Below are 16243 nucleotides of genomic sequence, written 5' to 3'. Positions count from 1 at the left end.
CCTGCGTCCGCTTAGCGGATGCGAGCGTTGATTTCGGTTTCAGCGAAGAAGTAGGCGATCTCGCGAGCGGCGGAAGCCTCGGAGTCGGAACCGTGAACGGCGTTCTCGTCGATGGAAACAGCGAAGTCAGCGCGGATGGTGCCGGCAGCGGCTTCTTTCGGGTTGGTGGCGCCCATCAGCTCACGGTTCTTGGCGATGGCGTTCTCGCCTTCCAGAACCTGGACAATGACCGGACCGGAGATCATGAAGGCAACCAGATCCTTGAAGAAACCGCGCTCGCTGTGCTCGGCGTAGAAACCGGCAGCCTGGCGCTCGGACAGTTGCAGTTGCTTGGAAGCGACGATGCGCAGGCCGGCCTTCTCGAAACGGCTGGTGATTTCACCGATGACGTTCTTGGCGACGGCGTCGGGCTTGATGATGGAGAAGGTGCGTTGCAGGGCCATTTGAGACTCCAGAATTTCAGGGTTGAAAGTAAACGAGTAAACCCGCGAATCATACGCGGGTTTGGGTAAAAGCATAAGGGGCAGGCGTGAGCCACCCCTACTCCATTTCTTCGATCCAGGCTGCCTGAATGGCTTCCAGGACTTTCTCACCACCACGCTGCGGATCGTCGGCAAACCCCGGCAGCTCCACCACCCAGCGGTGCAGTTCGACGAAATTCAGATAACGCGGATCGACGTCCGGCTTGCGTTCGGCCAGCTCGATGGCGATATCCAGCACATCAGCCCATTTCAGTTCCATATGTGCCTCGCCTCAATGCCCTTCGGAAACCTGGTTGATCGTGTATTTCGGAATTTCCACGACCAGGTCACGGTCAGCCACCACCGCCTGGCAGGAGAGCCGAGAATCAGGCTCCAGCCCCCAAGCCTTGTCCAGCATGTCGTCTTCCAGTTCGTCGGAGGGCTCGAGCGAAGCCTGCCCCTCGCGCACGACGATATGGCAGGTGGTGCAGGCACAGGATTTCTCACAGGCATGCTCAATGTCGATGCCATTGCGCAATGCGGCGTCCAGTATGGTTTCGCCGGCTTTCGCCTCGATCACCGCGCCTTCGGGGCAATGATCGGCATTGGGCAGGAAAGTAATTTGCGGCATCTCGCTCAATCCTCGATTTCATTAAGGCGTCGGCCAGCCAACGCGGCCTTGACGGTTGAATCCAGACGTCGCGCAGCGAAGGCGTCGGTCACCTGGCCAAGCTTTCTGATCTGTCGCTCCACAGCCACGCCGTCCGTGCTTTCGAGCAACTCGCGCATCCTGCTCACTTCTGCGTCGATTACCAGCCGCTCCTCGGGCTGCAACAGGCGCTCGCCATCGACCAGCAATGCGGCCTCCACTGCCTCCAGCAGACGCTGCGCCTCGACCAACTGCTCGCGCAGTGCGCGCGCCACTTTGTCTTCGCCAGCCTTGCTGAACGACTCCTCCAGCATGCGCGCGATTTCGCCATCGCTCAGCCCATAGGACGGCTTGACCTGGATGCTCGCCTCGACACCGGAGGTCAGTTCCTGCGCCGAAACGCTGAGCAACCCATCCGCATCCACCTGGAAAGCCACTCGCACCTTGGCCGCACCCGCAACCATAGGCGGAATACCACGCAGCTCGAAACGCGCCAGCGACCGGCAGCCTGAGATCAACTCGCGCTCACCCTGCAGGACATGGATCATCATGGCCGTCTGGCCGTCTTTATAGGTGGTGAACTCCTGTGCACGAGCCACCGGAATGGTGGTGTTGCGCACGATCACCTTCTCCATCAGGCCACCCATGGTTTCCAGCCCGAGGGACAGCGGGATCACATCCAGCAGCAGCAACTCGTCGCCACCACGATTGTTGCCCGCCAGGGTTTCGGCCTGAATGGCAGCGCCGATGGCAACCACTTCGTCCGGATCGATATCGGTCAGCGGTTCGCACTGAAACAGCTCGCCAACCCGCTCGCGTACCCGAGGCACCCGAGTCGACCCACCGACCATGACCACTGCGGATATTTCTTCCAGCTCGATGCCGGCATCACGCACGGCACGCCGGCAGGTCTTCAGGCTGCGCGCGATCAGCGGATCGACCAACTCGTGGAAGATCGCCCACGTCAGTTGTCCCGTCCAACCGGAATACGTCAGCTCGACGGTATCCTGCTGCGTCAGGCGTTCCTTGGCCGCACAGGCCAACTGCAGCAATGAGCGCTGCGCACCAGGCGCCAGGTCGCTGGACTGGCCGGCCTGCTCCAGGACCCAATTGGCAATGGCGAGATCGAAATCGTCGCCCCCCAGCGCCGTGTCACCCCCAGTGGCCAGAACCTCGAACACCCCCTGACTCAAGCGCAGGATGGAAATATCGAAGGTCCCGCCGCCCAGGTCATAGACCGCGATCACACCCTCAGCCTGACGGTCGAGGCCATAGGCGACAGCCGCCGCCGTAGGCTCGTTGAGCAGGCGCAACACATTGAGCCCGGCCAACCGCGCGGCATCCTTGGTCGCCTGGCGCTGGGCATCGTCGAAATAGGCCGGCACGGTGATCACCGCACCGACCAGTTCGCCACCCAGGCTCGCCTCGGCACGCTCGCGCAAGGCGCGCAGGATTTCCGAGGAAATCTGCACCGGGCTTCTCGGCCCCTGCACGGTCTCGATGAAAGGCATCTGCGAATCACCGGCAACGAAGCGGTAAGGCAATTGCCCGCCGAGGTATTTGACGTCTTCGAGCCCGCGCCCCATGAGACGCTTGACTGAAATAACCGTATTGAAGGGATCGACCACCGCGGCCTGCAAGGCTTCGCGCCCGACCACCACTCGATCGTCGAGATAGCGGACGGCGGACGGCAGAATGGCATGTCCTTCGGCATCGACCAACGGCGCGGTTACACCACTGCGCAGGGCGGCCACAAGGGAGTTGGTGGTTCCAAGATCGATGCCGACGGCCAAGCGCCGCTGGTGAGGCTGAGGGCTCTGCCCTGGCTCTGCAATCTGAAGTAAGGCCATATCTATCTGACATCAGGCACAGCGCCACGCGCTGCACGGAGGTTAATCGTCGAGGCGCTCTTCCAACTGGCGCACTTCCTGAGACAGCTTGTCGAGAAACTGCATGCGCCGCACCAACAACTCGGCATCACTGCGCCGCGCGGCGTCACGCCAACTGTCGGAGAAAAGACCCTGCAAATCCTGCTGGGCCTTGCGCAAGCGACGCTTGAAGGCATCAACGCCCTCGAGGTCTGCTTCGTCTTGCAGCTCTTCAAGCTCCTCTCGCCATTGCATCTGCTGCAACAGGAACTCCGGGTCCTGTACGGTCACCTCCAACGGCAACTCAGGACCATTCAAGGCAAGCAGATAGCGAGCGCGAGCCGAGGGGCTGCGCAGGACCTGATAGGCCTCATTGAGGTTGGCCGCCTGCTCCAGCGCCTTGCGCTGCTCGGACTCGCCCGAGTCGGCGAAACGGTCTGGATGGACCTGGCGTGCCAACTCGCGATAACGCGCCGCCAGGCCATCCAGGTCGATGTCGAATTCAGGCTGCAGGCCAAACAGTGCGTAGTGACAAGGAATACCCACGGCGGCCTCAGACATTGAAGCTTTCGCCGCAGCCACACTCGCCACGCACGTTGGGGTTATTGAACTTGAAGCCTTCGTTCAGCCCCTCGCGAGTGAAGTCGAGTTCGGTTCCATCGAGATAGACCAGGCTCTTCGGATCGATGATCACCTTGACCCCGTGATTCTCGAAGACCTTGTCTTCCGCTGCGACCTCATCGACGAACTCGAGCACATAGGCCAGCCCGGAACAACCCGTCGTACGCACGCCCAGGCGAACCCCCTCACCTTTGCCGCGCCCCGCCAGGGAGCGCCGCACATGATCGGCCGCAGCCGGCGTCATGGTGATGGCCATTGCAACCTCCTCAGAGCAGCCCGTTCTTCTCGCGGTAATCGCGCACGGCAGCCTTGATCGCATCTTCGGCCAAGACCGAGCAGTGGATCTTGACCGGCGGCAACGCCAGCTCTTCAGCCAGCTGGGTGTTCTTGATGGTCTCGGCCTCTTCCAGCGTCTTGCCCTTCATCCACTCGGTGGCGAGGGAGCTGGAAGCGATGGCGGAACCACAGCCATAGGTCTTGAACTTGGCATCTTCGATGACGCCCTGCTCATTCACCTTGATCTGCAGGCGCATGACATCGCCGCAAGCCGGGGCGCCGACCATGCCGGTGCCAATGGTGGAATCCTGCGCATCGAACTTGCCGACGTTGCGCGGGTTTTCGTAGTGGTCTATGACCTTTTCACTGTAAGCCATGGTGCAATCCTCATCTCAGTCAGGCCGGGCGGGCTCGAAAATGGATCAGTGGGCCTGCCACTCGACCTTGGAAATATCGACGCCGTCTTTGAACATGTCCCACAGGGGGGACAGTTCCCGCAGCTTGGTCACCGCCTCGCTAATCTTCTGTGCCGCATAATCCACTTCCTCCTCGGTGGTAAAACGTCCGAAGGTGAAGCGAATGGAACTGTGCGCCAACTCGTCGTTACGCCCCAATGCACGCAATACGTAGGAAGGCTCCAGGGATGCCGATGTACAGGCAGAACCGGACGACACCGCCAGGTCCTTGAGCGCCATGATCAGCGACTCACCCTCGACATAATTGAAGCTGAGGTTGAGGTTGTGCGGAACGCGCGCCGTCATGCTGCCATTGATATACAGCTCCTCCAGGCCATCGACGTGCTTGTAGAAGCGATCGCGCAAAGCCAGGATGCGAACGTTTTCGGCGGCCATTTCTTCCTTGGCGATGCGGAAAGCCTCGCCCATGCCGACGATCTGGTGCGTCGCCAGTGTGCCCGAGCGCATACCGCGCTCATGACCACCGCCGTGAGTCTGGGCTTCCAGGCGCACGCGCGGCTTGCGGCGAACGTAAAGCGCTCCGACACCTTTGGGACCGTAGGTCTTGTGCGCGGAGAAAGACATCAGGTCGACCTTCATCTTCTCCAGATCGATCTCGACCTTGCCGGTGGACTGGGCCGCGTCGACATGGAACAGGATGCCGCGGGAACGGGTCAGCTCACCGATCGCCGCGATGTCATTGATGGTCCCGATCTCGTTGTTCACATGCATGACCGAGACCAGGATGGTGTCGTCGCGCAGCGCTGCTTCGACCATCGGCACGGTGATCAGGCCATCTTCGCCGGGCTCGATGTAGGTCACTTCGAAGCCTTCGCGTTCGAGCTGCCGAGCCGTATCCAGCACCGCCTTGTGCTCGATCTTGGTGGTGACGATGTGCTTGCCCTTGGACGAATAGAAGTGCGCGACACCCTTGATCGCCAGGTTGTCGGACTCGGTCGCACCGGAGGTCCAGACGATTTCGCGCGGATCGGCCTTGACCAGATCGGCGACCTGGCGGCGCGCATTCTCCACCGCCTCTTCCGCACGCCAGCCAAATGCATGGGAACGGGAAGCCGGGTTACCGAAATTGCCCTCGACTGTCAGGCATTCGATCATCTTTTCCGCAACCCGAGGGTCTACAGGCGTCGTAGCGGAATAGTCGAGGTAGATTGGCAGTTTCATCAGTGTCTCCTAATCAGGCGGTCATCCGGCTCAGTCGATGGCGGACGCTTCGATCTTATCTTGGTGCGGCTCCTTGCTACCGGCCCGACGCATGTCCTGGCGCAGTGCCACATCCTGAACCTCCTGGCGAAGCACCAGATCGCCCAGGCTGATACCACTCAGAAATTCGTGAATACGGTCGCTCAGATCACACCAGAGGTGGTGAGTCAGGCAGATATCTCCCGAGTGGCATCCGCCAAGCCCCTGGCAGCGGGTAGCGTCGACAGATTCATTGACAGCGTCGATAACCTGAACCACTTGAATGCTGCCCATCTCACGGGAGAGGCGATAGCCTCCACCCGGACCGCGCACGCTGCTGACCAGCATATTGCGACGCAGCTTGGCGAACAGTTGCTCGAGATAGGAAAGCGAAATCCCCTGGCGCTCGGATATATCGGCGAGGGATACCGGCCCATGCTGCGCATGCAGCGCGAGATCGAGCATGGCGGTTACGGCATAGCGGCCTTTCGTGGTCAATCGCATCGACTTGCACTCGGTGTCACGTTTTGCCGCAATTATGCAATTCCCGAGTATTTAGGTCAACTATAAAACCGATCAATTCACTCAGGCATTCACGTGAAACGGCCCGTCTTGACGAGCAAGGAGTGATCAGACGATCCGGACGGGCGCGCATTCTAGCAGCAGAATGCCATCCACTTCAAAACCCGAAGGCATTCGGAAGACACACAGGAAAGGATCGAAAGCACTATTTTCAGGAATGGCGTTCGTATGGATGCCACAGGAAAATCCGACACCCCAAGAACGCCAGCAAGCCCTCACTTCCCAGTGCGCGCGCCTTCATCAGGCGGGCAAACATCCCCAAAGTCACCTTCCGACAGCGGCGGCAGCCCCGAGGAGCTGTAGCCCTTGTCGAGCGAGCCGAGCGCCCGATCCATTCGCTCCAGGCGCTCATCGACCGCCTGTACATGATCGAGCAGCTTTCCGATGGCACGCGAAACAGGGTCCGGCATATCGCCGCTCACACCGTAAGCATCGAAGCCCATCTTCTCGGCGATCTCGCGCTTTCGCGCCTCCTGCTCCGCACCATCCTTGATGATCACCCGCCCAGGAATACCCACCACCGTGGCCCCGGCCGGCACCTCCCGAGTGACCACCGCATTGGAACCGACCTTGGCCCCCGCCCCCACGGTGAAAGGCCCGAGAATCTTGGCGCCCGCACCGACGATAACGCCATCTTCCAGTGTCGGATGGCGCTTGCCTTTATTCCAACTGGTGCCGCCCAGCGTGACGCCATGGTAGAGCGTGACATCGTCACCTATCTCCGCCGTCCCTCCGATCACGACCCCCATGCCATGGTCGATGAAGAAACGTCGCCCGATCCTGGCCCCTGGATGGATCTCCACCCCAGTGAGCCAACGCCCCACATTCGAACTCATGCGCGCCAGCCATTCCAGCCCCCGACACCACAGCCAATGGGAGAAACGATGAATCCACACTGCATGCAACCCGGGGTAGCAGGTCAGCACCTCGAATGCATTTCTGGCAGCCGGATCTCGATGAAAAACGCCCTGGATATCTTCGCGCATGCGATCGAACATCAGTCTTTTCTCCGCTTGTGGGGCTCGCCGCGCACAACCTTCTGGGTTTCAGTGAGGATGCCGCGCAGGATGTTCATTTCCAATCGTTCAATACCGCAACGCCCATAGAGTCGTCGCAGCCGTGACATGAGGTGGCGCGGCCGCTGGGGATCGAGAAAACCGATATCCACCAGCGTTTCCTCCAGATGCCCGAAATAGCGCTCCAACTCATCGGATGTCACCCGCTCAGCATCGCCATCCCCCCCGACATCCCCCAGAGGCTTCTGCGACCCATCATTCGATTCCTCATGATGCAACCAGGCCATTCGTGCCTCGTAGCTCAGCACCTGGACCGCACTCGCCAGGTTCAGGGAGCTGAACCCGGGGTCCGAAGGAATGTGCACATGGAACTGACAGCGCTGCAATTCTTCGTTGGTCAAGCCTGCGTATTCACGCCCGAACACCAGCGCGACATCCCCGCCGCCCGCCACCTCCGCCAGCGCCGCCGAAGCGCACTCGCGCGGGTCGACCAGCGGCCAGGGAATGCGGCGCTCCCTGGCACTCGTACCGAACACCAGGCCGCATCCGACCAGCGCATCCTCCAGACAACCGACGACCTGGGCATTTTCAAGAATATCGGTCGCCCCCGACGCACGCGCATCGGCTTCAGGACTTGGAAAATCCTGGGGATCGACCAGCACCAGGCGCGAAAGCCCCATGTTCTTCATGGCGCGGGCCGCCCCACCGATATTGCCCGGATGACTGGTATTGACCAGAACCACACGAATATTGCGCAACGACACAATGCAACCCAGATCAGCCAGCCAAAAGAGGCCGAATACTACAGGATGCGACTTGCGCCAAGCTACGCGCCAAGCCTCCCCCGAGGAAGGCAAGGAAAAAACCGAAAGGAAACCTCTTCCCCTTTCAACCCAGGGCAATCGCGAGCTACCTGCGGGCAGCACCTTACAAACCGGATTGGCAAGTCAGTACGTGATTGCTAATCGAGCGCGACCGCCCCGTACTTCCGTACTTTGAACATGACATGCAGCCCGAGCGAACTCTTTCTGATATAATTCCCGGCTTTCTTTAAACGACCAGGTAGATCCATCGATGCAGCCCATGCTGAATATCGCGCTGCGCGCCGCCCGCAGCGCCGGCGAACTCATCATTCGTTCCACCGAGCGCCTGGATGTGGTCTCGATAAACGAAAAAGATGCCAGGGATTACGTCACTGACATCGATCGTGCCGCCGAGCAGACGATCGTCGCCGCCCTGCGCAAAGCCTTCCCCAACCACAGTATCCTGGGCGAAGAAGGCGGCCAGATAGAAGGCAAGGGTGATGGAGCGGACTATCAGTGGGTCATCGATCCACTGGATGGCACGACCAACTTCATCCACGGCGTACCCCACTACGCGGTCAGCATCGCCTGCAAATACCGCGGACGCCTGGAGCATGCCGTCGTACTGGACCCGGTTCGCCAGGAAGAATTCACCGCCAGCCGTGGACGCGGCGCAGCACTCAACGGTCGCCGCATACGCGTCGGCAGCCGCAAGAGCCTGGAAGGCGCACTGATCGGCACCGGCTTCCCTTTCCGTGACAGCCAGCTCGACGACCTCGACAACTACCTCAACATGTTCCGCAGCCTGGTCGGACAGACCGCCGGCCTGCGCCGCGCCGGCGCTGCCAGCCTGGACCTGGCCTATGTTGCGGCAGGCCGCTTCGATGCCTTCTGGGAGTTCGGTCTGTCGGAATGGGACATGGCTGCCGGCGCCTTGTTGATCCAGGAAGCGGGCGGACTGGTCAGCGACTTCTCGGGCGGCCACGAGTTTCTCGAGAAAGGCCAGGTCGTTGCCGGCAACGCCAAATGCTTCAAGGCCATCCTGACCACGATTCAGCCTCACCTCTCCACCGCGATGAAGCGCTGATCGACAGCAAAGACAGGCATTGCCTACACGGGCAATGCCTGGACACACCTCCCAGCTTTATCAATCCAGCTCTTCCTTGACCACGTCACCGCTACGAGCATCTATATGAAACTCGTACTTGCGACCGTCGGCCTTCAGCCCCTCGCCCTGCCACTTGCCATCATCCGCCTCCAGCGCATGCAACTGCGTATAGCCAGCCTGCTTCGCCTTGGCAGCAGCCTCCTCCAGCGTGATCCAGTCCGCGCCAGGAGTATCGGCAGCGAAAACAGCACCGCTCATCAGCAGCAGGCCAGCCAACATCAGGTTTCTTTTGTGCATAATCGACACCTCCATTATGGGCTCAGGGGGCTCCGGGCCCCGTATCTACGAGCAAAAGACCAATACAAGAGTTCAGCCCCGCCGTTCAGTTTCGGTTAATTGGCCATGGATAAAGTGGCAACCGTCGAAACCCACACGGAGATTCACCATGAAAACCATCACTACCCTGTTCACCGCTGCCACCCTGCTGCTGGGCACCAACCTGGCCATGGCCCGCGACCTTGGCCCGGACGAAGCACTGCGCCTGCGTGACGCTGGCACCATCCTCTCCTTCGAGAAACTGAACGAAGCGGCCCTGGCCAAACACCCCGGCGCCCGCGTCGAGGAAACAGAACTGGAAGACGAATACGGTCGCTACATCTATCAGGTCGAACTGCGCGACACCAACAACGTACAGTGGGACCTGGCACTGGATGCCAAGACCGGCGAAGTCCTGCGCAACCAGCAGGATGACTGACACACACCAGGTACCCCATGAACAAGAGCGCTCTGTTCCTGTTATCCCTGACCACTCTGCTCGTCGCCCTGCCGGCGCCGGGCAGGGACCTGGATCAGGATGAAGCCCTGAGACTGCGCGAGCGTGGATCGATCCTCCCGCTCGAGCAGTTATTGTTGCGCGCACTGGAACGCTACCCCGGCGCCCGCCTGCTCGAGGCAGAGCTGGAAGAGGAAGACGACGGCTACATCTACGAGATCGAACTGCTTACCGCAGAGGGTGTCGCCCGCGAACTGGAAATCGACGCCCGCGATGGCCGGGTCATCAAGGACGAGGAGGACTGATGCGCCTGCTACTGGTCGAAGACAACGTCTCACTGGCCGAGGAACTGCTGGCCAGCCTGGGTCGCCAGGGCTACGCCATCGACTGGCTGGCGGATGGTCGCGACGCGGACTACCAGGGCAGCAGCGAACCCTACGACCTGATCGTGCTGGACCTGGGCTTGCCGGGAAAGCCGGGGCTGGAAGTCCTGCAGAACTGGCGCAATCGCGGGGTCGCCACTCCGGTCCTGATCCTCACCGCGCGCGGCTCCTGGGCCGAACGCATTGAAGGCCTGAAAGCCGGCGCCGACGACTACCTGACCAAACCCTTTCACCCCGAAGAGTTGCTGCTGCGTATACAAGCCCTGCTACGGCGCGCCAAAGGCATGGCCAACCAGCCACTTCTGCAGTCCGGCGGACTGGAACTGGACGAAGCACGCCAGGTCTGCCGCAAGAATGACCAGGACATAGAACTCACCGCCGGCGAATTCCGCCTGCTGCGCTACTTCATGCTGCATCCAGGCCAGTTGCTGTCGAAGATGCAACTGGCCGAACACCTCTACGATGGCGAGACCGAACGCGATTCGAACGTCATCGAAGTGCTGGTCAACCGCTTGCGCGGCAAACTGGGGCGCGAACAGATCGAAACCCGTCGAGGGCAGGGCTACCGCTTCGGCGGCACGCAATGAAATCCATCCAGCGCAGCCTCGGCCTGGCACTGATTGCCGTGGTGGTCGGCGTCAGCCTGCTGCTGCTGCAAACCAGCCTGTGGCTGTTCGAGTCAGGCCTGCGCCGCAGCCTGGAAAACAACCTGCAGGAAGAGGCCGAGGGCCTGCTGACCGCCATCGTGCGCGGCCCGGACGGCATGCAACTGGACTTGCAGCGCCTCAACCCACGCTACCAGCGCGCCTTTTCCGGTCATTATTTCCGCATCACACTGCCGGACCACACCTGGCGCTCCCGCTCGCTCTGGGACGCCCTGCCTGACTGGCCAGACGAGACAGGCCTGGCCAGAGAACTGATCGAAGGCCCACAGCATCAGCAACTACTGGTCTACCGCGCCAACTATCGCCGAGCTGGCGAGACCATCAGCATCAGCGTCGCACAGGACTACACGCCGATCCTCGACAGCTTCAATCAGGTACGCCTGGGTGGCATCAGCCTGGTGCTCGTCGCCCTGCTGGTGATCCTCCTGCTGCAACGCTATGCAGTGAAGATCGCCCTGCGCCCACTCGAACAGGCACGTCGCCAGATCGTCCAGCTCCAGGAAGGACAACGCCAGCAACTGGACACCCAGGGCCCGCAGGAACTGCAACCGCTGGTGGAGCAGATCAACCACCTGCTGACCCACACCGAGTCGACCCTGCAACGCTCGCGCAACGCCCTCGGCAACCTGGGGCACGCACTGAAGACGCCGCTGGCCGTACTCACCAGCCTCAGCCGTCGCGACGAACTGTCAGCCCACCCTCACCTGCAAGCCGGCCTGCTGGAACAACTGGAACAGATGCAGCAGCGTGTCAGCCGCGAGCTGGGACGTGCACGCCTGGCCGGCGACGTATTGCCCGGCTCGCATTTCGATTGCGACCAGGAACTGCCGCCACTCTTCGACACCCTGGCGATGATCCACGACAGCCGCCTCGACCTGCGCTGGCAGGCACCGCCGGACTGCCGCCTGCCCTGGGACCGGGAGGACATGCTGGAACTGCTGGGCAACCTGCTGGACAACGCCTGCAAGTGGGCCAGCCAGCGCGTCGAACTACAGATCGAGCGCACACCCGACGGCTACCGCCTGATCATCGACGACGACGGTCCCGGCATCGCCGCGGAACAACGCGAACAGGTACTGGAGCGTGGCGCACGCCTCGACGAAGCGACCGCCGGCCACGGCCTCGGGCTGGGCATCGTGCGCGACATCATCGTCGCCTGGCACGGCGAATGGACACTGCAAGGCAGCCCCCGAGGCGGCTTGCGCGTCAATATCCTGCTGCCCCACCAGGACTCGACCAAGGCACTTCACCGCAGCCCTGCAAGCGCATAGAATCCGCCGCCGATTCTCTCCACGACACCCGCCCGACCCAGCCACCCAGCGCCCACCAGAACCGGGACGGCACCGCCTATCGGCAAGCACCCAACCTTATCCGGCACAACTCCTGGAGCCTCCATGCAGCGCCCCACAACCTCCCTGATGTTCGCAAGCTGCCTACTGGCGACCGGCCCGGTCGCGGCCGGCGATCTACTTCTGTGGCAGGACAACAGCCTGACCTACCTCAACGGCATCGACTTCAAGGTCGACCCGCCCAGGCAGCAGACCGTCACCTTCGAGCACGCCAGTGGCTGGAGCTTCGGCGACCTGTTCCTGTTCGTCGACGGCATCAAGTACAACACCGAAGCGACCAACGGCAACGGTGATGGCCATACTTTCTATGGCGAGATCACCCCGCGACTGTCATTCGGCAAGATCAGCGGCCAGGACCTGTCCCTCGGTCCGATCAAGGACGTCCTCATCTCGGCCACCTATGAATTCGGCGAAAAGGACGTGGACGCCTACCTGCTCGGCCCCGCCATCGATCTCGCCCTGCCCGGCTTCGACTATTTCCAGCTCAACACCTACCTGCGCCGCCCGGACGGAAGTCGCGATGGCCGCAACACCTGGCAGATCACACCAGTCTGGAGCTACACCCTCCCGGTCGGTCGCTCCAGCCTGGTGATCGACGGCTTCATCGACTGGGTGGTGGACAACGATGACGACTACCACGCCAACCTGCACATCAACCCGCAGATCAAGTACGACCTGGCCAAGGCCATGGGCTGGGGCGAAAAGTTCTACGTCGGCGTGGAATACGACTACTGGAAGCACAAGTACGGCATCGACAACGACAGCTACCTGGGCGACGAGATACTGGGCGGCACCCACCAGAGCGCCATCAGCCTGCTGCTCAAGGCACACTTCTAACCCCCAGAAGCACGCCAGCAATGACCGGGAGATACCCTCTCCCGGCCATTTAGAAACAAATGGATACCATTTCCAAAATACGCATGCCAGAGGCCATCAAGCTTCCTACTTTGGACGGATAGCCAGCCTTCCACAATCCTTGAAATACTTGATGGGCGCAGGTGTACTTGACTCGACAAAAGTCATACAATCGCCCGAATCAAATTTCGCGACGCTTTGCCGCAGTCGTGAGAGAAATTATAAGCCGTTCCTCCAAGGAGTCCGGCATGCCTGATGTAACCGTCCTGCCCCATCACCTGGGGTTCGCAGCCTTTCTCCTGGGTGTGGTCGCGCTCTGCGCTTTCATGCTCGGCGTTTCCAGCCTGCTCGGCAGCAAAGCCTTCGGTCGCAGCAAGAACGAACCCTTCGAGTCCGGCATCGTGCCGACCGGCGGTTCTCGCCTGCGCCTTTCAGCCAAGTTCTATCTGGTCGCGATGCTCTTCGTGATCTTCGACGTTGAAGCCCTTTATCTCTTTGCCTGGGCCGTCTCGGTGCGCGAAAGCGGCTGGGCGGGCCTCATTGAAGCTACCGTATTCATAGCAATTCTGTTGGCGGGTCTTGTTTATCTATGGCGGATTGGAGCGCTCGACTGGGCGCCCGCAAGCCGTCGCGAGCGACAGGCGAAGCTGAAACAATGAGGCTCTTCACATGCAATACAAACTCACCCGGATCGACCCGGAGGCGGCTAATGACCGCTATCCGATCGGTCAGCAGGAGACTGTCGCCGACCCGCTAGAAGGTCAGGTCAATCGCAACATCTACATGGGCAAGCTGGAAGACGTGCTGAATGGCGCGGTCAACTGGGGTCGCAAGAACTCCCTGTGGCCGTACAACTTCGGCCTGTCCTGCTGCTATGTAGAGATGACCACTGCCTTCACCGCCCCGCATGACGTCGCCCGTTTCGGCGCCGAAGTGATCCGGGCGTCGCCGCGTCAGGCGGACTTCATGGTCGTCGCAGGTACCTGCTTCATCAAGATGGCGCCTGTCATCCAGCGTCTGTACGAGCAGATGCTCGAACCCAAGTGGGTCATCTCCATGGGTTCATGCGCCAACTCCGGTGGCATGTACGACATCTACTCGGTCGTCCAGGGCGTGGACAAGTTCCTCCCTGTGGACGTTTACATCCCCGGCTGCCCGCCCCGCCCCGAAGCATTCCTGCAAGGCCTGATGCTGCTGCAGGAGTCCATCGGACAGGAGCGCCGTCCGCTTTCCTGGGTCGTTGGCGACCAAGGCATCTACCGTGCCGAAATGCCTTCGCAGAAGGAGCAGCGGCGCGCACAGCGCATACAGGTCACCAACCTGCGCAGCCCCGACGAAGTGTAAGCCGGTTCCACCCGAACCCTTGCGTTTTGACGTTGACCGAAAGCGATCGAGATCATGACTGCAGACAGCGCTCTGTACATACCGCCTTACCAGGCCGACGACCAGTCCATCGTCGGCGAACTGAACGCGCGCTTCGGCGCCGAGACCTTCACCCTGCAACCGACTCGCACCGGCATGCCGGTAGTCTGGGTGCCCCGCGAGGAACTCATCGAAGTGCTGGGTTTCCTGCGCCAGGTGAGCAAGCCCTACGTCATGCTGTACGACCTGCATGGCGTCGACGAGCGCCTGCGCACCCATCGCCAGGGACTGCCGGCCGCCGACTTCAGTGTTTTCTACCACCTGATGTCGCTGGAACGTAACAGCGACGTGATGATCAAGGTGGCGCTGCGCGAAGGCGACCTCAACCTGCCGACCGCCACCGGTATCTGGGCCAACGCCAACTGGTACGAGCGCGAAGTCTGGGACATGTACGGTATCCACTTCGCCGGCCACCCCTTCCTCACCCGCATGCTGATGCCGCCGACCTGGGAAGGCCACCCGCTGCGCAAGGACTACCCGGCCCGTGCCACCGAATTCGATCCCTACAGTCTGACCGCCGCCAAGCAGGACCTGGAGCAGGAGGCCCTGCGCTTCAAGCCCGAAGACTGGGGCATGAAGCGCCAGGGCGAGCACGAGGACTACATGTTCCTCAACCTCGGGCCCAACCACCCGTCCGCCCACGGTGCCTTCCGTATCGTGCTGCAACTGGACGGCGAGGAGATCGTCGACTGCGTTCCGGAGATCGGCTACCACCACCGTGGCGCCGAGAAGATGGCCGAGCGCCAGAGCTGGCACAGCTTCATCCCCTACACTGACCGCATCGACTACCTCGGCGGGGTGATGAACAACCTGCCCTACGTGCTGGCGGTGGAAAAACTCGCCGGCATCACCGTGCCGGACCGTGTCGACTTCATCCGCGTGATGATGGCCGAGTTCTTCCGCATCCAGAACCACCTGCTGTACCTGGGCACCTATATCCAGGACGTCGGCGCCATGACCCCGGTGTTCTTCACCTTCACCGACCGCCAGCGCGCCTACAAGGTGATCGAGGCCATCACCGGCTTCCGCATGCACCCGGCCTGGTACCGCATCGGCGGCGTCGCCCACGACCTGCCACGCGGCTGGGACCGTCTGGTACGTGAATTCCTCGACTGGATGCCCAAGCGTCTGGACGAGTACGAAAAGGCCGCACTGAAGAACAGCATCCTGCGCGGCCGTACCATCGGTGTCGCGCAGTACAACACCAAGGAAGCGCTGGAGTGGGGCGTCACCGGCGCCGGCCTGCGCGCCACCGGTCTGGACTTCGACCTGCGCAAGGCGCGCCCCTACTCCGGCTACCAGCATTTCGAGTTCGAAGTGCCCCTGGCCGCCAACGGCGACGCCTATGACCGCTGCATGGTGAAAATGGGCGAGATGCGCCAGAGCCTGCGCATCATCGAGCAGTGCCTGAAGAACATGCCGGAAGGCCCTTACAAGGCCGACCACCCGCTGACCACACCGCCGCCGAAAGAGCGCACGCTGCAGCACATCGAAACGCTGATCACGCACTTCCTGCAGGTGTCCTGGGGTCCTGTGATGCCCGCCAACGAGAGCTTCCAGATGATCGAGGCGACCAAGGGCATCAACAGCTACTACCTGACCAGCGACGGCAGCACCATGAGCTACCGCACGCGCATCCGCACCCCGAGCTTCCCGCACCTGCAACAGATTCCCTCAGTGATCAACGGCAGCATGGTGCCGGACCTGATCGCCTATCTGGGCAGTATCGACTTCGTTATGGCCGACGTGGACCGCTGA

The 16243-nt window shown here is 61.4% G+C and carries 21 protein-coding genes; 9 read left to right on the top strand and 12 right to left on the bottom strand.

Features of this window, described 5'->3' with window-relative positions:
- Window positions 1-11: 11 nt before the first annotated feature.
- The 11 genes from ndk to trmJ form a co-directional block, all read right to left on the bottom strand.
- The gene (gene ndk, locus HW090_RS16000) at window positions 12-443 is read right to left on the bottom strand and encodes a nucleoside-diphosphate kinase (RefSeq protein ID WP_131183853.1); all 432 of its coding nucleotides are present in this window, start codon (window positions 441-443) and stop codon (window positions 12-14) included.
- Window positions 444-540: 97 nt separating this feature from the next.
- Window positions 541-741: a Fe-S cluster assembly protein IscX gene (iscX, locus tag HW090_RS15995; RefSeq protein WP_179114458.1), complete on the bottom strand. Its 201-nt coding sequence runs from the start codon at window positions 739-741 to the stop codon at window positions 541-543.
- A 12-nt stretch (window positions 742-753) separates the two neighbouring features.
- Complete coding sequence (fdx, locus tag HW090_RS15990; protein WP_179114457.1) at window positions 754-1092, bottom strand: ISC system 2Fe-2S type ferredoxin; 339 nt, start codon at window positions 1090-1092, stop codon at window positions 754-756.
- A 5-nt stretch (window positions 1093-1097) separates the two neighbouring features.
- Window positions 1098-2960 carry a Fe-S protein assembly chaperone HscA gene (gene hscA, locus HW090_RS15985; protein ID WP_179114456.1) on the bottom strand — a complete coding sequence of 621 codons (1863 nt, stop codon included), beginning with the start codon at window positions 2958-2960 and terminating at the stop codon, window positions 1098-1100.
- A 42-nt stretch (window positions 2961-3002) separates the two neighbouring features.
- Window positions 3003-3524, bottom strand: a complete 522-nt coding sequence (hscB, locus tag HW090_RS15980) for a co-chaperone HscB (protein WP_179114938.1) — start codon at window positions 3522-3524, stop codon at window positions 3003-3005.
- Window positions 3525-3531: 7 nt separating this feature from the next.
- Window positions 3532-3855 carry an iron-sulfur cluster assembly protein IscA gene (gene iscA, locus HW090_RS15975; RefSeq protein WP_179114455.1) on the bottom strand — a complete coding sequence of 108 codons (324 nt, stop codon included), beginning with the start codon at window positions 3853-3855 and terminating at the stop codon, window positions 3532-3534.
- Between the two features lie 10 nt (window positions 3856-3865).
- Window positions 3866-4252 (bottom strand): Fe-S cluster assembly scaffold IscU, encoded by a 387-nt coding sequence (iscU, locus tag HW090_RS15970; protein WP_179114454.1) that lies wholly within the window; start codon window positions 4250-4252, stop codon window positions 3866-3868.
- Between the two features lie 45 nt (window positions 4253-4297).
- A complete protein-coding gene (locus tag HW090_RS15965; RefSeq protein WP_179114453.1) occupies window positions 4298-5512 on the bottom strand; it encodes an IscS subfamily cysteine desulfurase in 1215 nt (404 codons plus the stop codon).
- A 30-nt stretch (window positions 5513-5542) separates the two neighbouring features.
- A complete protein-coding gene (gene iscR, locus HW090_RS15960; RefSeq protein ID WP_179114452.1) occupies window positions 5543-6034 on the bottom strand; it encodes a Fe-S cluster assembly transcriptional regulator IscR in 492 nt (163 codons plus the stop codon).
- A gap of 293 nt (window positions 6035-6327) precedes the next feature.
- Window positions 6328-7110: a serine O-acetyltransferase gene (gene cysE / locus HW090_RS15955; protein ID WP_179114451.1), complete on the bottom strand. Its 783-nt coding sequence runs from the start codon at window positions 7108-7110 to the stop codon at window positions 6328-6330.
- Window positions 7110-7892 carry a tRNA (cytosine(32)/uridine(32)-2'-O)-methyltransferase TrmJ gene (trmJ, locus tag HW090_RS15950; RefSeq protein ID WP_179114937.1) on the bottom strand — a complete coding sequence of 261 codons (783 nt, stop codon included), beginning with the start codon at window positions 7890-7892 and terminating at the stop codon, window positions 7110-7112. Before trmJ ends, cysE begins: the two co-directional genes overlap by 1 nt.
- Before the next feature lie 310 nt (window positions 7893-8202).
- Here trmJ and suhB point away from each other — a divergent pair, with 310 nt between their 5' ends.
- A complete protein-coding gene (suhB, locus tag HW090_RS15945; protein ID WP_179114450.1) occupies window positions 8203-9018 on the top strand; it encodes an inositol-phosphate phosphatase in 816 nt (271 codons plus the stop codon).
- Between the two features lie 60 nt (window positions 9019-9078).
- On the opposite strand, the gene HW090_RS15940 is transcribed toward suhB, so the two are convergent.
- Window positions 9079-9336 carry a PepSY domain-containing protein gene (locus HW090_RS15940; protein WP_179114449.1) on the bottom strand — a complete coding sequence of 86 codons (258 nt, stop codon included), beginning with the start codon at window positions 9334-9336 and terminating at the stop codon, window positions 9079-9081.
- Window positions 9337-9484: 148 nt separating this feature from the next.
- Here HW090_RS15940 and HW090_RS15935 point away from each other — a divergent pair, with 148 nt between their 5' ends.
- The 8 genes from HW090_RS15935 (at window position 9485) to nuoC (ending at window position 16243) form a co-directional block, all read left to right on the top strand.
- Window positions 9485-9793, top strand: coding sequence for a PepSY domain-containing protein (locus tag HW090_RS15935; RefSeq protein ID WP_179114448.1), 309 nt, complete (start codon window positions 9485-9487; stop codon window positions 9791-9793).
- A 17-nt stretch (window positions 9794-9810) separates the two neighbouring features.
- Window positions 9811-10116, top strand: a complete 306-nt coding sequence (locus HW090_RS15930; protein WP_179114447.1) for a PepSY domain-containing protein — start codon at window positions 9811-9813, stop codon at window positions 10114-10116.
- Window positions 10116-10781 carry a response regulator transcription factor gene (locus HW090_RS15925; RefSeq protein ID WP_179114446.1) on the top strand — a complete coding sequence of 222 codons (666 nt, stop codon included), beginning with the start codon at window positions 10116-10118 and terminating at the stop codon, window positions 10779-10781. The genes HW090_RS15930 and HW090_RS15925 overlap by 1 nt, the downstream gene beginning before the upstream one ends.
- Entirely contained in the window at window positions 10778-12130 is a 1353-nt protein-coding gene (locus HW090_RS15920; protein WP_179114445.1) for a sensor histidine kinase, read from the top strand. Before HW090_RS15925 ends, HW090_RS15920 begins: the two co-directional genes overlap by 4 nt.
- Before the next feature lie 123 nt (window positions 12131-12253).
- On the top strand, window positions 12254-13045 hold the full coding sequence (locus HW090_RS15915) for an outer membrane protein OmpK (protein ID WP_179114444.1): 792 nt from the start codon (window positions 12254-12256) through the stop codon (window positions 13043-13045).
- 266 nt (window positions 13046-13311) lie between these two features.
- The gene (locus HW090_RS15910; protein ID WP_179114443.1) at window positions 13312-13722 is read left to right on the top strand and encodes an NADH-quinone oxidoreductase subunit A; all 411 of its coding nucleotides are present in this window, start codon (window positions 13312-13314) and stop codon (window positions 13720-13722) included.
- A gap of 10 nt (window positions 13723-13732) precedes the next feature.
- The gene (locus HW090_RS15905; RefSeq protein WP_179114442.1) at window positions 13733-14407 is read left to right on the top strand and encodes an NADH-quinone oxidoreductase subunit B family protein; all 675 of its coding nucleotides are present in this window, start codon (window positions 13733-13735) and stop codon (window positions 14405-14407) included.
- Between the two features lie 54 nt (window positions 14408-14461).
- On the top strand, window positions 14462-16243 hold the full coding sequence (nuoC, locus tag HW090_RS15900; RefSeq protein ID WP_179114441.1) for an NADH-quinone oxidoreductase subunit C/D: 1782 nt from the start codon (window positions 14462-14464) through the stop codon (window positions 16241-16243).

This window comes from Pseudomonas sp. ABC1, assembly GCF_013395055.1.
GTDB lineage: Bacteria > Pseudomonadota > Gammaproteobacteria > Pseudomonadales > Pseudomonadaceae > Stutzerimonas.
This window is presented reverse-complemented; position numbering and strand designations above follow the sequence as displayed.